This window comes from Paenibacillus sp. BK720 (assembly GCF_011761545.1).
In the GTDB taxonomy this organism is placed as follows: domain Bacteria; phylum Bacillota; class Bacilli; order Paenibacillales; family Paenibacillaceae; genus Pristimantibacillus.
The window spans coordinates 244,695-265,252 of sequence record NZ_JAASRQ010000003.1 but is presented as its reverse complement, the minus strand read 5'-3'; the positions used below and the strand labels follow the sequence as shown (position 1 = coordinate 265,252).

General features: G+C 42.6%; 18 protein-coding genes. 2 read left to right on the top strand and 16 right to left on the bottom strand.

What is annotated here, in order from left to right; genetic code table 11:
* Positions 1 to 81: 81 nt before the first annotated feature.
* From FHT67_RS13235 to FHT67_RS13225, 3 genes are all read right to left on the bottom strand, one after another.
* Positions 82 to 1,800, bottom strand: a complete 1,719-nt coding sequence (locus tag FHT67_RS13235; RefSeq protein ID WP_167198827.1) for an ABC transporter ATP-binding protein — start codon at positions 1,798 to 1,800, stop codon at positions 82 to 84.
* Between the two features lie 164 nt (positions 1,801 to 1,964).
* The gene (gene infC / locus FHT67_RS13230) at positions 1,965 to 2,453 is read right to left on the bottom strand and encodes a translation initiation factor IF-3 (RefSeq protein ID WP_132311278.1); all 489 of its coding nucleotides are present in this window, start codon (positions 2,451 to 2,453) and stop codon (positions 1,965 to 1,967) included.
* Positions 2,454 to 2,481: 28 nt separating this feature from the next.
* Positions 2,482 to 3,876, bottom strand: a complete 1,395-nt coding sequence (locus FHT67_RS13225) for an MATE family efflux transporter (RefSeq protein WP_167198824.1) — start codon at positions 3,874 to 3,876, stop codon at positions 2,482 to 2,484.
* A 183-nt stretch (positions 3,877 to 4,059) separates the two neighbouring features.
* Here FHT67_RS13225 and FHT67_RS13220 point away from each other — a divergent pair, with 183 nt between their 5' ends.
* Positions 4,060 to 4,941 (top strand): AraC family transcriptional regulator, encoded by an 882-nt coding sequence (locus tag FHT67_RS13220; RefSeq protein ID WP_167198821.1) that lies wholly within the window; start codon positions 4,060 to 4,062, stop codon positions 4,939 to 4,941.
* A 36-nt stretch (positions 4,942 to 4,977) separates the two neighbouring features.
* Here the strand turns inward: FHT67_RS13220 and FHT67_RS13215 are convergent, their stop codons facing one another.
* Together FHT67_RS13215 and FHT67_RS13210 are read right to left on the bottom strand one after the other, a co-directional pair.
* Positions 4,978 to 6,423, bottom strand: a complete 1,446-nt coding sequence (locus FHT67_RS13215; protein ID WP_167198818.1) for a nicotinate phosphoribosyltransferase — start codon at positions 6,421 to 6,423, stop codon at positions 4,978 to 4,980.
* 110 nt (positions 6,424 to 6,533) lie between these two features.
* Positions 6,534 to 7,073: a VanZ family protein gene (locus FHT67_RS13210; RefSeq protein WP_167198815.1), complete on the bottom strand. Its 540-nt coding sequence runs from the start codon at positions 7,071 to 7,073 to the stop codon at positions 6,534 to 6,536.
* 299 nt (positions 7,074 to 7,372) lie between these two features.
* Between FHT67_RS13210 and FHT67_RS30345 the strand changes: the two genes are divergently transcribed.
* Complete coding sequence (locus FHT67_RS30345; RefSeq protein WP_268960397.1) at positions 7,373 to 7,504, top strand: hypothetical protein; 132 nt, start codon at positions 7,373 to 7,375, stop codon at positions 7,502 to 7,504.
* A gap of 83 nt (positions 7,505 to 7,587) precedes the next feature.
* On the opposite strand, the gene FHT67_RS13205 is transcribed toward FHT67_RS30345, so the two are convergent.
* From FHT67_RS13205 to FHT67_RS13155, 11 genes are all read right to left on the bottom strand, one after another.
* On the bottom strand, positions 7,588 to 8,544 hold the full coding sequence (locus tag FHT67_RS13205) for a stalk domain-containing protein (protein ID WP_167198812.1): 957 nt from the start codon (positions 8,542 to 8,544) through the stop codon (positions 7,588 to 7,590).
* A 20-nt stretch (positions 8,545 to 8,564) separates the two neighbouring features.
* Complete coding sequence (locus FHT67_RS13200) at positions 8,565 to 9,605, bottom strand: hypothetical protein (RefSeq protein ID WP_167198809.1); 1,041 nt, start codon at positions 9,603 to 9,605, stop codon at positions 8,565 to 8,567.
* A 60-nt stretch (positions 9,606 to 9,665) separates the two neighbouring features.
* On the bottom strand, positions 9,666 to 11,054 hold the full coding sequence (locus tag FHT67_RS13195; protein WP_167198807.1) for an O-antigen ligase family protein: 1,389 nt from the start codon (positions 11,052 to 11,054) through the stop codon (positions 9,666 to 9,668).
* Between the two features lie 13 nt (positions 11,055 to 11,067).
* Entirely contained in the window at positions 11,068 to 12,096 is a 1,029-nt protein-coding gene (locus FHT67_RS13190; protein WP_167198804.1) for an acyltransferase family protein, read from the bottom strand.
* Between the two features lie 59 nt (positions 12,097 to 12,155).
* Entirely contained in the window at positions 12,156 to 13,493 is a 1,338-nt protein-coding gene (locus FHT67_RS13185) for a UDP-glucose dehydrogenase family protein (RefSeq protein ID WP_167198802.1), read from the bottom strand.
* On the bottom strand, positions 13,490 to 14,590 hold the full coding sequence (locus tag FHT67_RS13180; protein ID WP_167198799.1) for a glycosyltransferase: 1,101 nt from the start codon (positions 14,588 to 14,590) through the stop codon (positions 13,490 to 13,492). Before FHT67_RS13180 ends, FHT67_RS13185 begins: the two co-directional genes overlap by 4 nt.
* A 1-nt stretch (position 14,591) precedes the next feature.
* The gene (locus FHT67_RS13175) at positions 14,592 to 15,959 is read right to left on the bottom strand and encodes a sugar phosphate nucleotidyltransferase (RefSeq protein WP_167198796.1); all 1,368 of its coding nucleotides are present in this window, start codon (positions 15,957 to 15,959) and stop codon (positions 14,592 to 14,594) included.
* Positions 15,960 to 16,037: 78 nt separating this feature from the next.
* On the bottom strand, positions 16,038 to 17,372 hold the full coding sequence (locus tag FHT67_RS13170; protein ID WP_167198793.1) for an oligosaccharide flippase family protein: 1,335 nt from the start codon (positions 17,370 to 17,372) through the stop codon (positions 16,038 to 16,040).
* Between the two features lie 95 nt (positions 17,373 to 17,467).
* The gene (locus tag FHT67_RS13165; RefSeq protein WP_208403280.1) at positions 17,468 to 18,298 is read right to left on the bottom strand and encodes a hypothetical protein; all 831 of its coding nucleotides are present in this window, start codon (positions 18,296 to 18,298) and stop codon (positions 17,468 to 17,470) included.
* Positions 18,299 to 18,318: 20 nt separating this feature from the next.
* Positions 18,319 to 19,365 (bottom strand): glycosyltransferase family 4 protein, encoded by a 1,047-nt coding sequence (locus FHT67_RS13160; RefSeq protein ID WP_167198787.1) that lies wholly within the window; start codon positions 19,363 to 19,365, stop codon positions 18,319 to 18,321.
* A 16-nt stretch (positions 19,366 to 19,381) separates the two neighbouring features.
* Positions 19,382 to 20,533 carry a glycosyltransferase family 4 protein gene (locus FHT67_RS13155; protein ID WP_167198784.1) on the bottom strand — a complete coding sequence of 384 codons (1,152 nt, stop codon included), beginning with the start codon at positions 20,531 to 20,533 and terminating at the stop codon, positions 19,382 to 19,384.
* Between the last annotated feature and the right edge of the window lie 25 nt (positions 20,534 to 20,558).

The following is a 20,558-nucleotide window of genomic DNA, read 5'->3' as shown; positions in this document are numbered from 1 at the left end:
TTTTTGCGAAAAAAAGTTACAGAATGGAGCAAAATTTTCGTAAAAAGGGGCCTGCCGCGTTGGCAAGCCCTATTCGTACCCCTATAATGCTCCAAATTGCGCCTGGTGCAGACGGCTGTAAATGCCTCCCGTTGCCACAAGCTCCTCGTGACGGCCTTCCTCGGTGATGCCGTTCTCGGTCACCACCACGATGCGGTCCGCGTTCTTGATCGTCGCCAGACGGTGCGCAATGACAAGCGTTGTCCGCCCTTCGGACAGCTCGGCCAGCGACTGCTGGATCGCCTGCTCGGTCTCGGTATCCAGCGCCGAGGTCGCTTCGTCCAGGATCAGGATCGGCGGGTTCTTCAGGAACATGCGCGCAATGGCCATCCGCTGCTTCTGGCCGCCGGACAGCTTCACGCCCCGCTCCCCGACTACCGTGTCCAGTCCATCAGGCTGGGAAAGAATAAATTCTTGCAATCTCGCGCGGCGCGCCGCTTCCATAATATCCGCGTCGGATGCGCCAAGCTTGCCGTAGGTGATGTTGTCGCGGATCGTACCGGCGAACAGGAATACATCCTGCTGGACGATGCCAATCTGCTTGCGGAGCGATTCCAGCTGCAGATCGCGGATGTCGTGGCCGTCCACCGAGATGCTGCCTCCGTCCACTTCATAGAAGCGCGGCAGCAGACTGCAGAGCGTTGTTTTGCCGGCGCCGGACGGACCAACGAATGCGACGGTCTCGCCCGCCTTGATCGACAGGCTGATATCCTTCAGCACCTTCGCTTCGCCTTCGTAACCAAATGTCACGCTCTTGTATTCGATATCGCCGTGGAGACGGTCAACCGCCTTCGCGTTTGGAGCGTCCGCAACATCCGGCTCGGTCTCGAGCAGCTCCACGTAACGGCGGAAGCCCGCGATCCCGCGCGGATAGCTTTCGATAACGGCATTAATTTTCTCGATCGGCTTGAAGAAAATATTCGTCATCAGCACAAACGCAACGAATTCCCCGTAATGCAGATTGTCGTTAATAACGAACCAAGTACCGGCCAGCAAGACAAACAGCGTAACCAGCCTCATCAGGAAATAGGTAATGGACGAGTTGAGACCGATGATTTTGTAAGAGATCAGCTTCGCCTGACGGAACCGGCTGTTGTTGCCCGCGAACAGCTTGCTCTCATGCTTCTCGTTCGAGAAAGCCTGAACGACGCGGATACCTCCAACGGTGTCCTCGACGCGGGCATTAAAGTCGGCCATATCCCCGAAGAGACGGTGGGAAGCCTTCGTCATCTTTCCATTGAAGTACAGAACAAGCACCAGAATAATCGGCACGACGATAAACGTCATGATCGTCAGCGGCAGGTTAATGTACGCCATAATGCCGAACGCGCCAATCAGAGTCATCACGGCGATAAACATATCCTCCGGACCATGATGCGCCACTTCCCCGATCTCGAACAGATCGTTCGTCATGCGCGAGATCAGATGGCCGGTCTTCGTATTGTCGAAGAATCGGAAGCTGAGCTTCTGGACATGATCGAACAGCTTCTTGCGCATGTCCGTCTCGATATTGATGCCAAGCATATGTCCCCAATAAGTCACGACAAAGGACAGGAACGTGTTCAGCACGTAAACCGCAAGCAGAATCGCGCAGGCGCCGATGATTAACTTCAGATTCCCTTCCGGTAGAAGCGTATCAATGACATGGCTGACCGCCAGCGGGAAGCATAATTCCAGAACGGCCAGAACGACCGCACAGCAGAAGTCGAGCAGGAACAGCTTACGATAAGGCCGGTAATAAGCAAAAAACTTCTTAAGCATCTGGATCTCCTTTTCTCGAAAAATAGAGCCAGCGAATCGTTCATCCGCCAGACTCTTAGAATAATCGCGAACACGAAAACATAGGCTGCTTCTCCTATTGACGAAGCAGCCTCTTTTCGCTAGTTGATAATCATTATCATATATGGGATAAGCATGACTGTCAATTAATTCGGGTTCACTTGAACCGCCGCCTGCTTGCCGCTAAGCTGAATGCCGGTCTGCTTCGTGCCGTATGGCTTCAGATCCGTCAGCAGCTTCTCCAGCAGCTCCTTCGCTCTGGCTCCCTCTTTGCCCTGAATGCGGATGACCAGCTGGACCGCGTTGCCCGCTTCCAGCAGCTTCGCCGCCTGACGCTCTTTCGTGTCGTAATCATGCTGCTCGATATCGACGCTAAGCCGCAGCTCCTTCACCTTCGCGGGCTGGCTTTGAAGCTTCTCCGCCTTCTTCTGCTGGCTCGCCTGCTGCTTGGCGCCGCCGCGCACGATCAGCTTGCACGGAGGCGGACTGCTCATCAGCGATTCGCAGACGAGATCCACCTTCAGCTGCTTCGCCATCTGAAGCGCTTCTTCCCGCGATACGATGCCCAGCGATTCACCGTCCAGACCGGTGAGGCGCACCTCGGCCGCTTTTATTTTCTCATTCATAATCAACATAAATCGTATATCCCCCGTTTACTGTCTGTTAGGCCTCTAACGTAGCGCCCGTGCCTCCCGCGCCGTTATGCAGGGCGGCAGCCGGCTTCTCCTGGCCCGTCTTCATGAACTTCTTCTGTCTCCATCGCCTAAGCACCCATACGCCGCGGATGTATTCGTCCATAATCATGCACGCATAGATGCCAACAAGTCCCCATCCCAGCGTTATCCCAAATATATAAGAAAGAACGGTAGCGATCAAGGTCATCGAAGTAATCGAGGTCCACATCACGTAACGGGTGTCGCCAACAGCGTTTAATGCGTTGCCGATGCCCATGTTGAGCATTTTGCCCGGCTGCAGCAGCAGGTTCATTCCGAGCAGGGAGACGCCCATCGCGATAATCGCCGGATCCTTCGTGAAGATCTTCAGAATGGTGCCGCCGATCAAATACAGCACCAGCGCGTTCACCGTCACGATCGCAAGCCCGATCCACAGCGCGCGGTAGGAGTTCTTGTAAGCCTCCTGCACCTTGCCCGCCCCGTACAGATGCGCGATCTGAATCTGGAGCGCGAGCGCAAGCGAATAACCAAGCATGAAGCAGAACGATTCCAATGTATTCATATACGTACACGCCGACAGCTCCACCGCCCCAAGCTGCGCGATATACGTATAGATCAGAAGCTGGGAGAAGACCCAGCAGGACATGTTAATGCCAAGCGGCCAGCCAATCTTCAGAATTTCCTTGAACAGCTTGCCGTCGAACAGCTTGAAGTCGCGAAGCGAAATTTGGCGTTCGAAGGCGCCAAGGAACATCACCAGAAGCACGATTACCGCCAGCAGGCGGCTGATGTCCGTCGAGATCGCTACCCCCTTCAGACCCCACTGCGGAAATCCGAATTTGCCGAAAATAAAAGCGTAGTTCATCCCGACATGAATGACGTTCATGCCAATGGCCGTATACATCGGGCCTTTCGTATTGCCCGTATTGCGGATCGCATTGCTCAGCGCCGCCATCACGGCAACCAGCACCATCCCGCCGCCAACGATCGAGATATACGTCTTGGCCAGCGGCAACAATTCATCCGGAAGCTGAAGCGCGGAAGCAATCGGCCCCGGGAACACATACAGCAGCACGCTGATGAAGAGGCCGATAATCGCGCTGACTTTCACGGACATGATCGCGATCGTACGCGCGTCTTCATTCTTCCGCATGCCAATCCGCTGCGCGATCAGAATACCCGCCCCGCTCGCCACCGTCATGAACAGCGTCATCAAGGCGCTGAACAGCTGCGTCGAGAATCCGACGACGGCAACCGCATTATCCGAGATCTTGCTCACCTGCAGCGTATCGGCCGCCCCTAACAGAAATTGCAGGAATAACTCAATAAATATCGGCCATGCAAGCATCCATAGCGAAAACTTGTGATGTTCACGCTTTTGCATTTTATAATCCTCCCGAGCGTACACCTGCTGCAGCCGATGTTTAAGTAAACGGCAACTCCAATACGCCACTATAATAGTCATGCAATTTCATATTATAGATGCTATACTTCGGATAATGTATCAGTTTTACAACCGAAACTTTCAAAATTCAAACCTCCGCAAGAGGTATAAAAAGGTGCCGCCATGACGCTGTTTCATTTTACCGTTCCGCCGCTTCCGCACTACATCGCATCGGGCTATACGAAGAGCTCGGCCGGGTTCAAGCATCCCAGCAGATACCGGATCGGCGTATTCGATCTGCTTGTCGTTACGGAGGGCTGTCTCTTTATGGGGGAGGGCGATTCCACGTTTGAGGTACGGGCCGGGGAGGCCTTAATCCTGGGGCCGGACAATCATCATTACGCGACAAAAGAATGCGAAGAGCCCTCCGCCTATTACTGGCTTCACTTCCAGACAACGGGCCGGTGGGCAGCTTCGGAGGAATATGCTCCGCGGATTATTCAAGGCAGGGAGCCGCATGGCTTAAATCCCCAAATTTTCACTACGCAAACCTTCATCAAGCAGGTGCCGCAATATACCAGGCTGCTTCAGCCCGCCAAGATCGTCGAGCAGATCCAACAGCTGATGGAGCTGGGCCACGGCAACCATCTGGGCAGTGTCAGCTGGAAGCAGCAGGTGCTGTTCCAGGAGATTTTCGAGCAGCTGTCCGCCTCCATCGAGACGCAGGGCACGACGCCAACCTCGCAATGCGCGGAGCTGGCCGCCTCGTATTTAAGGAAGCATTACCGCGAGGACATCAAGGCGCAGCAGCTTGGCGAGAGCATCAACTTCCATCCCGTCTATATCGCCAGATGCATGCAAAAGGAATTCGGCTGCTCGCCGTTCGACTTCCTGCTGCGCTTCCGCATACAGCAGTCGAAGCTGCTGCTTCTGCAGACGAACTATACGATCGCAAGGGTGGCCGAAGAGGTCGGCTTCAACTCCGCCGCCTACTTCACCTCCTGCTTCGCCAAGTATGAAGGCATCTCGCCGCGCAAATACCGCCAGCGCTTCTCGCATGGCTGATGCCATGCAGATGAAGCGCCGGCGGCTTGGGCATCTCTACTCTTGATGCGCCTTGATCAGCTCCGTCTTCAGCTGCCAAGCCTGCTCGCTTAGGTGAACCGGATACAGATCCGGATTCAGCTTGCGGAGAATTTCCGGCCGGAATAGGCTGAGCTGATGCTCGTGGAAGCTGCGGATCTCTTCCAGTTGCGGAAGCTTGTACACGATCTCGCCCTCCACCACGATGGGCTTCAGCAGCGGAACCGCTTCATAATCGCTGATGTACCGGTGGATATACGGATGAACCGGATCAAACAGCTTGATCCGCTCGCCGCTTAAGATCGCCGTCTCCTCATGCAGCGTGATATAATCCGCTTCGGCAAGTCCCGTGGACTTGTTCATGATCCGGTACACGTCCTTCTTGCCCGGAGCGGATACCTTCTCGGGATTGCCCGAGATCTTGATCACCGGTATGTATTGCCCGTCACGCTTGCGGGCGGTCAGCTTGTACACGCCGCCAAGCGACGGCTGGTCGGCCGCCGTAATGAGCTGCGTGCCAACGCCCCAAGTATCAATCTTGGCGCCTTGCGCCTTCAGGTTGAAGATCAGCGTCTCGTCGAGATCGTTCGACGCCACGATCTTCGCGTCCTGCAGCCCCGCCGCGTCCAGCAGCTTCCGCGCTTCCTTGGACAGGTACGCCAAGTCGCCGCTGTCGAGCCGGATGCCGCCAAGCCGCTTGCCGATGCTCTCCAGATAACGCGCGGTCTTAATCGCGTTGGGTACCCCGCTTCTCAGCGTGTCGTACGTATCCACGAGCAGCGTAACGCCATCCGGCAAGGCTTTCGCATAGAGCAGGAAAGCTTCCTCCTCGGTTTCATGCCCCTGAACCCAGGAATGGGCATGCGTTCCCTTCGTCGGAATGCCAAACATCATGCCGGCATGCATATTCGAGGTTGCATGGAAGCCGGCAATATAAGCCGCGCGCGCGCCCCATACCGCCGCATCCGCCTCCTGCGCCCGGCGCGTTCCGAACTCCAGCAGAATATCTCCCGACGCGACCTGCTTGATCCGCGAGGCCTTCGTCGCGATAAGCGTCTGGTAATTCATGAAGTTCAGCAGCGCGGTCTCCACCAGCTGCGTCTCGAAGATCGTGCCTTCCACCCGCACGATCGGTTCATTCGGGAATACCAGCGAGCCTTCCTCCACCGCATGCACCGTTCCCTTGAAGCGGAACTGCCGGAGCACCTCCAGGAAGCCCGGATCGTAATTCTCCTCCTGCCTCGCCAGATAAGCGAGCTCCTCTTCCCCGAACTTCAGATGCCGGATGAATTCCACGATTCTCTCGAGGCCGGCGAAGACCGCATAACCGTTGCCGAACGGCAGCTTGCGGAAGAAAGCCTCGAACACGGCGCCTTCCCCGTCCGTGCCATTTATCCAATGGGCGTACATCATATTAATCTGATATTTATCCGTATGAAGCGTTAAGTTATTAGCACCGTCCACTGCTTCTCGACACACCCCTCTAGTTGATCTTACTCACAGCATATCCATAATAAGCAAAAACAACAGCCTTCCGCCACATCAGCGAAAGGCTGCCGCTATTCATGCCGGCTTTAGAACTTCCGGACGAACCGGTATTCCGGCCGCCGGCGTCTTCGTTCCAGCCAATAATTAATCGTAATGCAGATGATGAGGCCAATGCAGCCGCCCGTCAAATCCACGATCACATCCGTCGGATTCCCCGTCCGCCCGACCTTGCTCAGCTGATTCGTCTCATCGAGGGCCGCGATCCCGCCCGTCAGGATCAGCGCCATAATAACCGGCAGCACCATCTGCCTGCGGAGCATCAGATTCCGGATGAACATGTACAGCGACACGCATAACACGGCGTACATGAACAAGTGCGCCCCTTTGCGGAAGAAGAACTCCACGAAGCCATACGGGTCTTTTTTGGCCACTACCGTGCTGCCATGATAGGTAATGGAGGTATCCGGAAGCTTCTGAGCCAGCTCTTCTTGGGCCACCCATTTATTTAATGCAGGTTTTATTGACTGCTGATTATAAGATTCAGAAGATAAAGTAAATATGAAAAAAATCCAACAAAATACGACAAAAAACCATATTATAGAATTTTTTCTATCCTTTTTTAACATTAATCCTCAACACTCCTTCGACACAATCCGACCCGCCCATTATCTATCTCTGGTCTGTTATTGTAGCAGATTCATGAAGGAAATGGAAATCTATCGCCTTCCCCACGAAAAACAAGACTAAGGTAATGTAAATTTGAGTAAAAAGTCCTATAAACTATTGTTTTCAGTATCCATTCTTTGGTATTATAAATCTAGCGAATGTTAGATTTCTGTTAAGCTCATGCTTACGAAGCATGAACCATCACGAGTGTCCTTGAATAAGGCCATTTGTGTAATCATTCATTTTAGGAGGTTAGAGAATGGCTGGCTATTTGATGTTCTCCGAGATTTGGACACCCTTCAAGGTGGTAGGCATACGAGTATTTAAAGACGAGAACGGCGACTACTGGTACAAATACCGAAACAACAAACGCTCTCGGCTGTTTCGATAATCTCTTACTGCCATACATAAGATCATAGACAATAGAAAAACTCCCCCGATGGCTTCAGTGAAGCCATCGGGGGAGTTTTTGGATTAACCTAACATACCGCCAGCAAGTTTCTTAATGGTGTCCATATCCTCATTAAAACGCTTCGTAATTGCCGCAATCAGTTCATCCGAGCTATAGCCATACTTTGTTAATTCGGCTTTCGTGTTCGTAACGAGAGTATTGAAGTCAGCCTTGCACTGATCAATTGTTTGTCTACCGGTAGCCTCCAGGCTAGCCTTCACCGAGTCATCTGTCGCTGCTTGGTGCTGGAAGTATAAACTGCTCAATGCAGCAGTGCATTTCGATTCGAGCGCTGTAAATTTAGCTTCGGCACTTGCTGCCAACTCGTCATAAGTAGGTTTCACTTCTCCAACCGGATCTGTGCCGCCACCAGTACCTGTTCCAGGATTAGTACCTTCTCCAGCACCATTATTTCCGCCAGCTTGTGCCGCTTTGTATGCCGCGGATTCGCCTGTGATGCTGTTGGTCTTCTGATCCCACTTAATATCCGTTCCTACAGCTTCGGACATGAAGCGAAGCGGAACATAAATGCTGTTATTGATCGAATAGAGAGATTGACCTGCAGGAAGAGCTTTTTCCTGTCCATCGAATACAAGCGTAGCTTGAACCGGCTTAATCGTAATGCTCTTACCGGCAGCAGGCTGTGCAGCGCCAGCAGCTGCACCCGCAAGCAGCTTCGCAAGGGCTTCCTTCTCAGCAGCTGTTGGTTCGGATACCGTCACTTTAGAAGTCTTTTGATCCCACTTTACCGATTTCTGCAGAGCGTAAGAGATGAAGCGAACCGGAATGTAAGTGCGGTCTTGATAGATGAAGGCATATTGTCCGTCCGGCAAAGCAAGCGCTTGTCCATCGAACTTCAGGTTAACCGCTTGCGTCTTAACGGTAACCGAACTGGATGCAGCACCGGCTGTCAATGGCAGAACAGTACATAGAGCTACAATTAACAGCATGAGTGTGTAATGGCGTAAATTTTTCATCATTTGGATTCTCCTCATATTTATTATGATTTAATAGCTTTGGCAATAGCGCTAATCGCGGATGCTCGTACGCTTTGCTTGCTTGCTTCATACTTCGCATTCCAATCCGGCATTGCACCGCTATCAATTCCTGCGTCAGCATAACTAGAGGCCGCTTGACTCACGATGCCCTGGAATTGCGCATCACAAGAGCCCTCGGCCTCCATGACTTTACCTAGATATTTATTTTGCAGATCCTCTACCGTAACTCCGTCCGCACTGCCAACGATCTGCTGCAGAATGGCGTTGCTTTTAGCCTTACAGGTTCCAGACAACGACGCTAACTGCGACTCTGTCTTGGAATCGATGGATTGCTTAACCTGCTTCAAGTCAGTGGTAAGCTCTGGCGTTGGTGTTTTCTCAGGTTCTGTTGGCTTGCTGGTTTCGGTAGGTTTATTATCTGATTGAGCCCCAGTGCCAGCAGTTTTAGTTGAGCCACTGGAATGTTGTTGCATCTTTTTCCAAGCCTCATTATTTTCTTTCATCTTCTGTGGATCTCTCTCGCCCACCCACTCAATTGGATAATCGGGGTTAAGAATATTAAGCCCAATTCCATATTGTTTAGTGATTGATTTCAATAAGGCAATCTCTTCATCGGAGAGTTTGGTTAATAACAAATCTCGGATTTTCTGCTTCTCTTCAACCGGTAAATCCGTTGTAGCATTACCCTGCAGATAAGAAATCTGCTTCAAGCTAAGACCCGAATTCAAGAGAATGGCTGCTACATCAAGGGCATCTGCACTGTCGATCTTTTCACCGCCAATAAGCTTGCTAGCTTTCTCGACTGGTTTCTCGATAATAGCTGGCAGCTTCTTAGGCTCTGACATCACCTCACCAGTACTATCCGCTACATCACTGCTATGACGAGATGCAATATCCTTAATATCGATGGATTTGATGTAATAGTAAGCGACTCCTATAAAGATCAATCCGACAACAACAAAAAATGAAGCGGTACCGATTACCCACTTCATCCAAGGCTTAATTGTTCTTTTCTTATTTTGATTTTTATTTAACATATTCACTGATAGACTCCTGACTTTCCTTGATATTTAGAAGCGCTATCCTTTCCATATTTATCATATTTATTTGCTATTATTACCATCATTGAGTAAATTATCCAACTCAGAATTACGATTCTCATTAATTTTAAGTACAAAAAGTAGTAAAAAGGCTATGCCGTATCCTTTATCTTCTATGGGAACAGATATTACCATACATAATATTACAATAGATATATAACCTATTATAGTAAGTGAGTTCAGGGTATACACCCTACCTTCTGAGGATCTTCGTAAGTAAACATATATATTCCATAACCACACCACGAGAATCAAGTAACCAAGCATACCGTATTTAGCCATTATAGAATATTTTGAATCAAGTGATACATAATTATATTCTACTCCATTGTACTTTTTTACCTTAAATATATAGCCTGGTCCCATACCAACAATAGGTGATTCTTTAAAGGCCAGCAATGTTGCCTCCGTTTGATTAGTACGTTCGATATAGCTATAGTCATTCAATCTGCTTTTTTTATCAAATACACTCCCGATCATACTTATTCTTTCGTAAAATTTTTCCTTTTCAATATTGGTGACACTTAATAGTAATGATACACCAACAAAAAACGATAAAATAAATATTAAACTTACATAGACCCCACGCTGAAACCTTTTAAAATATGAAAGCCCTTTACCGCTTAATAATATCACCAGAGGACCTATGAGAGCCAAAAACGTTGAACGAGTTCCTGTGATTAATAATGCAGCTATAGTAAATGCACTGAGAATGGTCCAGATAAATACTTTGTGCTTCCCTCTTAGAGCAAGTGCACAACAGTAAATAAAGAAAGCAAATGATAACATAAAGCTCGGGAACCCTATACTGGTCATCCCACTATCTGCATCTGTTATTCCTCGCCTAACTATCCAACCATAAGAACAAGAAATCGTAGCATAAATTCCTACCAAAATAAATAATTTAGTTACCACTGATCGTTTAATATGTTTAGAAAAGTCAAAGGCTAATAATGGAGTAATTGAAAATATTAAATATGGTGCTGCATCCCTTATAACAGTTAACTCATTAGCACCTCTTAGAATAGACAGAACGATACAAACAATAACATAGAATCCAAAAACATAACTTGTGAAAAGTACTGGTACAAGAGTCTTATACTGTCTTTCTTTTAATAACGGCCTGGTTTGGTGAAATGAGATTAATGTTACTACTATTATCCCAATAAGAAACGCTACTTTTTGTAGCCCAAAGTTTGATGAACTTTGAAATACTAACAAACTCCCTATTACAATATAAATAAATCTAAGTACTGCGCTTCTAGTAAGTAACCAAATTATTAACGCACCTATGGGTGCTGCCATATATAAGGGATTAATCGCGATTATTACTCCCATAACAGCACTAAAAACCAAAGTTATTGCAGTATGCTTTAAACTAAGATTAAGCATAATTCCTCCTAAACTAGCCAGTTACTCTTTTAGTTGTCCCCAAAAAGAACTTTCTTAAAGGGTAGAACCTTGTAAGTAATAATTGAGCAATTAACCATGGGACAAGAATACCTAGAATAATTGCTAATATTTCAGTATAAATCGATTGATTCTCCATTACTCCTTCGATTAATAATTTTATTGCAATATGGAGATACATTATTACTAATGAATCCCTACCTAGAGATAAAATAAACCCAATTACTTTAGCTCTTATATGAGAGATGAAATTACTCAATGTATATATAAATAAGATAAATATAACTGGTACTACTATATCAAGAATCAAGTTGTTGTAATTTTTCTTATACATATCTAATGAATAGTCAATCATTCCATTTAACTTTAATGTGATTAATAGAATTACAAAAGTACAACTCAGAATTGTTATTAATCTCATGAAGTCTTTATTAATTCTGATAAGTAAATGACTAAAAACAAAACCACAGTAAAAATACGTAACCGCTAATAAGGAAACATCAATATTACCTGGAATGTGCAGGTCCCTCATAAATCGGGACTCAGCGTGTGCTAATAAATATAATATTATTACTATAACAAAAAGATATATCTTATTTTTTACTATTGATTGCATAAATCCGAATAGTAATTGAGTAAAAATCAAGCATGTTATAAACCATATTGTTACATATACAGCATCTGGTATAGATTGACCACCAGCTAATATATGTAAGACATCGCTAAAATACCACTTAATTGTTTTGGGACCAATTATTAAGTAACGAACAAAAGTAATGATTAACACAAAAGAAATATATGGAACTATTAGTTGTTTAACTCGATTTACAGCCCATTTTTTATATTCCGCTAAATTTTGCAATGGCCTAAAAAGAAAACCACTTATAAAAAAGAATAATGGCATATGAAACCAATATAATATAGATTGAAACATCGTTCCGCCTGTAGAATGTCCCACTACAACCGCAATAATCCCTATACCCTTAACAATATCTAACCCTATATTTCGTTCCTTCTCACTCATAATTCTCCCCTTATATTTCAGGTTAGGGCAACTGCTACTACAATATGATTAACCTCACATTAAAAGGTCAATATTGGTTTACCTTCCCTAACACCATTATTCATTTTTGGCCGACCAACAGAGTAGTAAGCAAATGGTGTATTTTCTAGGTCCTCTTCACTATAAATATTTCTTCCATCAATAAGGTTTGGTGTTTTTAGCCACAGCTGAATATCTGAGAGTGGAATATCAATAAACTCTTTCCATTCAGTTAGGATACAAAGCGCATCAGCATTGAGTGCAGCTTCTTCAGCAGAATCACAATATAAAATTTCTTTTCCATGGAAGCTTTTATTAAAGTTATCCGAAGCAATAGGATCATAAGCCTTAACATGAGCTCCTCGCTCTATTAAAGCTTCAATTATTTCAAATGCTGGTGCATCTCTAACATCATCTGTCTCCGGTTTAAAAGCCAATCCCCAAATTCCAATTGTTTTGCCATTAATGTCACCCAGCAAATCTTCGAGCTTGCGGATAACATTAAACCGTTGATCACGATTAACTTCGACTACAGATTTCAAGAGTTTAAAATCGTAATCCATTTGTCCTGCAATTTGGATTAATGCTTGAGTATCTTTTGGGAAACAGGAGCCACCATAACCGATTCCAGCTTTTAAGAATGAGGATCCAATTCGTTTATCCATCCCCATACCTTTAGCAACTTCCTCAACATCCGCCCCTACTTTTTCGCAAATGTTGGCGATTTCATTGATGAATGATATTTTTGTTGCGAGAAAAGCATTAGACGCATACTTTATCATTTCAGAGCTTCGAACGTCTGTAATCGTTATTTGATCAGTTAGAGGTCGATGAAGCTCCGTCAGCATATCGGCTGCTTTATCACTTAAAGTACCAATAATTATTCTATCTGGATTCATAGTATCCCTTACTGCCGTACCTTCTCGCAGGAACTCTGGTACAGAAGCAAAATCAAAAGAGGCAGAAGCATGCTTACTAATAAGTTCAGCAACCCTCTCATTGGTACCGACAGGTACTGTACTTTTTACAACAATTACTTTATAGTCATGAACGGCATGCCCTATTTCTTCTGCGGCCAGCTCAATATAGCTCAAATTCGCTTTACCATTCGGCAAGGAAGGTGTACCTACTGCAATAATAATAATCTCAGAATTATTCACGGCCTCATAAAGGTCTGTTGTAAAAGAGAGTCTCCCTGCTTGGGTATTCTTTGCAATTAGTTCTCTAAGTCCAGGTTCATGAATCGGAACCTCTCCATTGTTCAGTAAGTTAACCTTTTCCTGTACATTATCTACGCATATGACCTGATTCCCTAATTCTGAAAAGCATACTCCGGATACTAATCCTACATATCCTGTTCCGATAACCGCCAGTCTCATTCTCTCTCACTCCTAACGATTTCTTCTATATAAGCAGCAATGTTTACTGCCTCATTAATTCTGTCATGGCCTCGGGTTTCTCCTAAATGTATTCCCTTCATTAATGATTTACTACTGCGGGTTTGCATCTCTTCCCATTTGATAATTCGGTGGTGGTGTACATTACTTAAGGCCTGAATTGTATTTAAATCCTCATTTATAAAATCACGTTGTAGTAAAATGAGAGGTTTATTAAATACATACGCCTCTGCCACTGTACTCCATCCAGGCTTAGTAATAACCAAATCAGCCGCCGCTACGTAATGTTGCGACTCAGTATAGGATTCAGAAATTACTTCAATGTTATCTCCTGTGACCTGCATGTTACTGGAAACAATAAATATTGTTGAGGAGTCATTCCATAGTGGCATCTTCTGGAGTTCTTCTAAATTTATACTCATTCCAATACCAAAATAGACGACTGTCCTTTGTTTGTTGGGATTAAGTCTTTGTTGTATATCCAATACTAATTCCTTATCTATACTTCGACAAAAGAATCCGGAATTATAAGATCCGTCCCTTCCCCAATTTGGCTCTTTTGCACCTGCGAGTTCAACATAATAATTCATAGCAGAGTAAGCCCTATATAAAGGCTGTAATTCCTCTTCACTAAGCATTGCAGAATATGCCGTATACCAAGTGAAATTAGAAACACCGATGGATTTTATATTCGCCCTTACCGCTGCTTTAAAAGCAATTGGAGATATATCCGAAATCACCAGTCCTACCTGGTGTGTGACCAAAAAGTCCACTTCTCTCGTAAGATAACGATCTATGGAATCTATGTAATCATTATATTCTTTTCGAAACTCCAGAATGTCAGCTTCAATACTACCTTTTTGTAAAATGTAACCTAGATCAGGCAAACATTCACGATACTCAATATTATCGTTGAAGAACTTTAGTGAAGCCTTTAAAAAAGTTAATAGATTATTAGAGGAACAAATAATAATCTTGTAGCCCTTACTGTGATCACTTAACATTTCCCTTAAAACTGCAACACTTCGTGTTGCATGTCCATAACCATAACTTGAGATATAGTAAGCAATTGTTATCATCTTAGGAGATACCTATACAATGTTCAGTCATCTCGGACCAACTTGAATATAACTCCATGATGTTATCCTCCTCAGAATAACCACTATGAACAATAATAATTTCCATATCAGAAAGGGCTCTAATACTATGAAGTGTCTTAACCGGTATATGGAGAACATTACCTGCCTTTACCTTCATCGAGATTCCATTTTGAACAAAGTCGCCTTCTCCTTTGACAATTGTCCAAACCTCTTCACGATGTAGATGCATCAAATAACTCAGGTTTCTTCCTTTTTTAATCGCTGTTCGTTTCGTTATAACTCGTCGTCCATCTTCATAATGTTCATCATCTAGAATACGAACCCAACCCCACTCTCTCTCTTCGAACATAGGGCCCTGATTATAATTAATATAATCTTTAATACGAGGACTCGCACTTTTATCCGTAACCAGAATACCATCCGGGCTTACTGCAACAACTACATTAGAGACACCTAAGATAGTGACAGGAATCTCTAATTCGTTTACTAAGTGTGTATTAATACAGTCATCACTAACTGTTCCAAAACCAATCTGATTCTGCTTCATTTCTTCGGTTAGAGTGTTCCAAGTACCCAGGTCTTTCCAATATCCCTGATACGGTACCACAGCAATGTTACTCGTCTTTTCTACAACTTCGTAATCAAAGCTAATTTTAGGTAGTTTATAGTAGTACTGGACAAGCTGTTCATATTGATAAGGGTAATTCTTCTCTTTGAGGATGTTAATTAGATATCCTAATTTAAACGAAAAGACCCCGCAATTCCAAAGCGCATTAAGTTTAATTAATTCAGCAGCTGCTTCCTCAGTAGGCTTTTCTTGAAAATGGCTTACTTTAAAACAATCTTCAATCAACTGTTCTTGCTCAGGGATTATATATCCATATTTCGCAGATGGATATGTCGGTTTAACTCCTATTAATGCAAGGTCCGCACCTGTCGCATGAATGGTATGTTCTAATTGCTTAACGACATTAAAAAAGTGACTTTCTACATAAGGGTCCACTGGCAATATAGCCACGACCTCGTTTAAGTCTACTTTTTCAATGGAATATAAGTATGAGGCAGCTAGTGCAATAGCCGGAAAGGTATCTCTTCGGTCAGGTTCAATTATTAGAGGTACAGATTCGCCTATCTGATTATGCATCATTTCTACCTGTGATTTACCTGTGGCAATATAACTCGATTCACTAAGTCCACAAAGACAAATCTGATCCCATACACGCTGAACCATGGAGACGAGTTCTTCATTTTCATTTTCAAGTACTTTTAAAAATTGTTTTGAACGAGCATCGTTGGATAACGGCCACAATCGCTTACCTGATCCACCGGAAAGTAATACGAGCTTCATACTTACCCCTCCAATATAAGGCTAAAAAAAGCAGCTATTGATTTTTTTCAATAGCTGCCGTTATCTTAATATACTTACTTAAACAGATAACTCTTTACCTGCTCCATTACGTTTCCTCATTAGTATAAGTATCCTTCTAACATGCATAGAACAAACTGTTGCCGGAATTAACAAACAAATTATCTTAGCAATAACAACACCATCTATTCCTAAGTTCTGAATCTTAACCAAATAAAATGTTAAGGGAATATTTATTGATCCTGCAATAACATAAGATATTATTTGCGGCTTTATCAATCCAGTCCCATTTTCAATATTTACCGCTATGCCATTAAACATTTGAATAATAACGCATGCGCTTATCAGATATATCGTGAGATGATTAATATCAATTGATTGTTGTAACCAGATTTTCGTTATTGTATTAAAGAAAATAGATGTAATGATAATGAATATAGAAAACGCAAAAAAAATAGCATGTAATTTCCTCATTATATTACCAATCCAAACGTGATCCTGCCTGTTGTATGCATCACCGGCAGCATTCCAGAGTTGTATAAGTAGTATGGAGAAGAAAGTATTAAAGAGCATAATTAGTTTAGTTGCTATCGAATAAGCTGCAACTTCTTTAACACCTAATAATGTTGAAACAAGAAAGTTATCTATAGAAAACACAAAGATGGTTGCAAGTTGTAGAACAAAAAAGTTAATTCCAACTTTAAACAAACCCTTACCGTAATCCTTATTAACGTTTTTATATTTAGGTCGTTCTACAAACTTTCTAAACACTACCACTGAAATAAGCACATTGATTATTGAAGTAGCAGCTAAAAAGATTAAAGCAACAACGCTTATATGAACATTATTCAAGCCTGTAAGACGAATAGTAACTAACGTCAGAAAGACTAATAATGTAATTAGAAATTGACCAATACTTACAAACGAACTCTTATGTAAACCATATAGAATCGAGTTAACCAATCCTAGTATGAAGTTGATTGTAAAATTTAATACTACGACAACTATAGCTACTTTTATTTCATTTGAAGCAATATCACTATTCTTAAAAACTACACTAGTATCTATAGTTAGAGTAAAAACAATTGCAATGACAGATAAAATAACCGCAACAGTCAATAAAACATAATATGCAGAAGAGATATAAAATTTCAAATCGTGCTGTTTATTATTTGACAGTAGTTCTGTTACTTTATTTCTCAATCCATTGCCGACTCCAAAATTAGCAAGGCTGGCCCAGCCAATAATAGTCAGCATTGTTTGCCATATCCCGAATCTTTCTGTCCCCATAATAGAAAGAAGTAACGGGATACTAAAAAAGTTGACTGCCATATTCCCTAGATTGGCACCATAATTAATAATAGTATTACTTGTGAACTGTTTAGATCTATTCACAGATTAAATCTCCTTGTCCCCTAATAAACGGGCATTATAAGACAAAACGATATATATAAATAATTCAACATCCATTATAAGGGTGCTTTCTCATGTTATTTCAAAAATACTTTCGCAACTTTCAATGGAAGAACTCCACATAAAAGTTGCTTAAAACAAGTATAGAATTTCACATCAGCTGTTCGATGGTGAATTAATATTGTAGGATATAATTGCTTATGCTTTTCAACAACATGCAATCTACCCTCGGCATAATATTTTTCTGGAAGCCTACCATACTGCGAAGGATCAAGATGTCTTTGTATTCTGTACTTTTTAAGCAATAAACTTAGTACAGATTGATCCTCCCTGTGCTGAATAAACAACTCACTATCAGTACCCAAAGAACTTTTTTGCGGGCCCAATATCCTAATATCGCAGCAATAATTTAACCACTGATTAACAAACTCCATAGATTTTTTGCTCTTTCGCAACATTATGAATGTACCCGAAGCTTGATTCGAATTCATATATTCTTCATTCATGCAATCCATGAGAACAAAAGTATCTAATTTTGTATATTGCTTTTCTATGAGTGGTAGCCCGGAAACCCAAATATCAGAATTGTCTAGGCATTTTTCTATATGATTAATATTCCGGATAAAAAATGAACCTGAATCACAATAAAATAAAACATCGCCATCATTTAATTCTAGCAGTGTTTTCTTAATAAGGTATGGCTTCCATAACCACAATCCATTACCACGCTTTATATCAAATATTTGTTGGTTTGTCTTTTTAAAATCTTCATCAATATCGAATGGTGTGTATTCTATAACTTTATCAAACTTGGCGATTAATCTACCCGTAAATGAATTAAAGCGCTGTGTTCGTCTATATTTTTGATCAGCATAGTTTATTAACACCCTCACTTGATCACCTCTCATACATAAACAGAGTATTTCAGTTACTTGCTAAAATACACTTCTTCATAAGACTTTAGAAAATTATCAGGATCAAGACTCATTCGATAATTTTCCGACTTATCATTCCAATTTATTTTATCTTGCAGTATAGATATGATCTTGTTTCGTAGATCCTCAGTATCTTCAGAAATAAAAGTAAGACCTAATTGATTACTTTCAATAATGTCCCCTAGACTTCCGTGATTGGATCCCAGTATAATTTTTCGATTCCACACACCATCGGCTAATGGGCCACTAGCGCCGTCAAATATTTTCCTATATGGCAGTACCACTACATCACAAGCTGACAATGCAAGATTCATCTCTTCTTCAGAAAGAAATTTCAAGACCACAGATACCTTATCTCTGTAAGCAGAGATCTTTTCTTCAATGAATGTCTTAGTAAATGTTTCTTCCTTTCCAGCAATTAATAAATGAAACGGCAGTTTTATATTAGAGAATGCCTCTAACATCAAATCCAAGCCTTTATCAAAACGAGTCCCACCTAATGCTAAAAACATATTTATATCTTGTGGGATAGAGAAGTATTCTCTTGCTCTCATTTTAGAAATTTCAATTAACGCATTAAACTTTGGATATTCAATTTTTGTTACATTTCTAATACCATCTTGTAAATGGAGCGATTGTAACTTATCGGTATGTACCACTCCACAGCTTATTTGTTTAAATATCATCTTTCTACTTAAATCTCTTAAGAAACTTCTTCGAACTTGATGAAAAGTTGCTACTACTGTATATTTTTTTAAGTTATGCAAACCTATCCCAAACCCTTTATACAAGGCGTCTGCATATAAAAAATGAACGAGATCAACTTTATACTCTGCTGCAACTTCAGCTACTTCTCTAATCCATTTTAGATATCCTTTTAAACTGTTTGGATCACTCTTCATGATTTTTTGAGGGCCGGTTAAACCAATAATCTCTTCAGGAAGAAAATAAAAAGCCGTGATCTCTTGGCTTTCACTCAATTTCTTCATATAGGACACATGATGTCCTGTTAACTTATTATCTACAAATAATACCCTCATATATTCCACTCCTGAATTACATCTCAATAGCACGTTTAGCAATTCCCTTATAAAGGAATACCTCTTTACCTTTATCCTCTGCAGCCACTTTCATTTTTTTATATTTTTTTTCATCGCACACAATTTCAATAATTTTATTGGTAATCTCCTCAACTGAATCATTAGAAAGAAACTCAACATTCCCACCTAAATCAACATGGTTTGTTCCTTCCCAATACTTGCATATCATTGGTATACCTTGACCTGCAACTTGCTCCCAAAAAACCGAATGTCTACCTGGGAAGACAACCAAGTCTGCTGCTGCAAAATACTTATACGATTCTTCGGAGTTTATCCAGCCAACGTATTGAACTTTCTTATTATCACAAAGTGTAAATAGCTCTTCTTTAAGACTATCAGCAACTGAACCGAATACAATCAGTTTAATCTTTGCATTCTTTATATTTAAAATTGACTCCATTAATAATAAAGTCTGTCTTTTAAACTCATCTATCTTGCCGCCAGTAACAATTAAAAAATCATTCTCTGTAATATCGTACTTTTCACGAATAAGCTTTATACTCTCTGAACCGGAGGCTTCAACAACTATATCATCATCTGCTCCCATCTCAAGGAGCTCAACTTTTTCTGGACTAATACGGTAAACCTCTTTAATAAACTGAACCCTTGAGGGAAGAACACCATAAAACTTTTTTGTATAGGGTTCGATCCTTTTGGCAAAATAGCTCCACACAGTTTTATAGAATACTTTCGCCATAAACGATCTAGCACTATTGGAGAAATCAGCATGGTTATCTACATAAACTATTACTGAATTCTTCTTTGCATACTTAACAACTTTAAGAATATCTCTAAATTGAACATTATGTACAAAGATAATATCTGGTACTGCTTTTTTAATAGATTCATAAAATCCTGTATATTTTTTATAGCGATAATTAATATCCTTATTACCTTGAATTGGTAAGCGAATCATTCTTACACCATCATTGTTTATATATTCCGTTTTTTTACACTCTACAATTTTCCCGTTATTTCCCCAGGCCCACTGAGGGGCAAGCATCGTAACATCATTACCTAATTTAACGTGATATTTAGTAAGCATATTCTCTTGATAGTTCCAACCGTCTGATACAGGACCACACATACAAATATGCAATACTTTCATTTATTTCCCTCATTCTATCTTGATT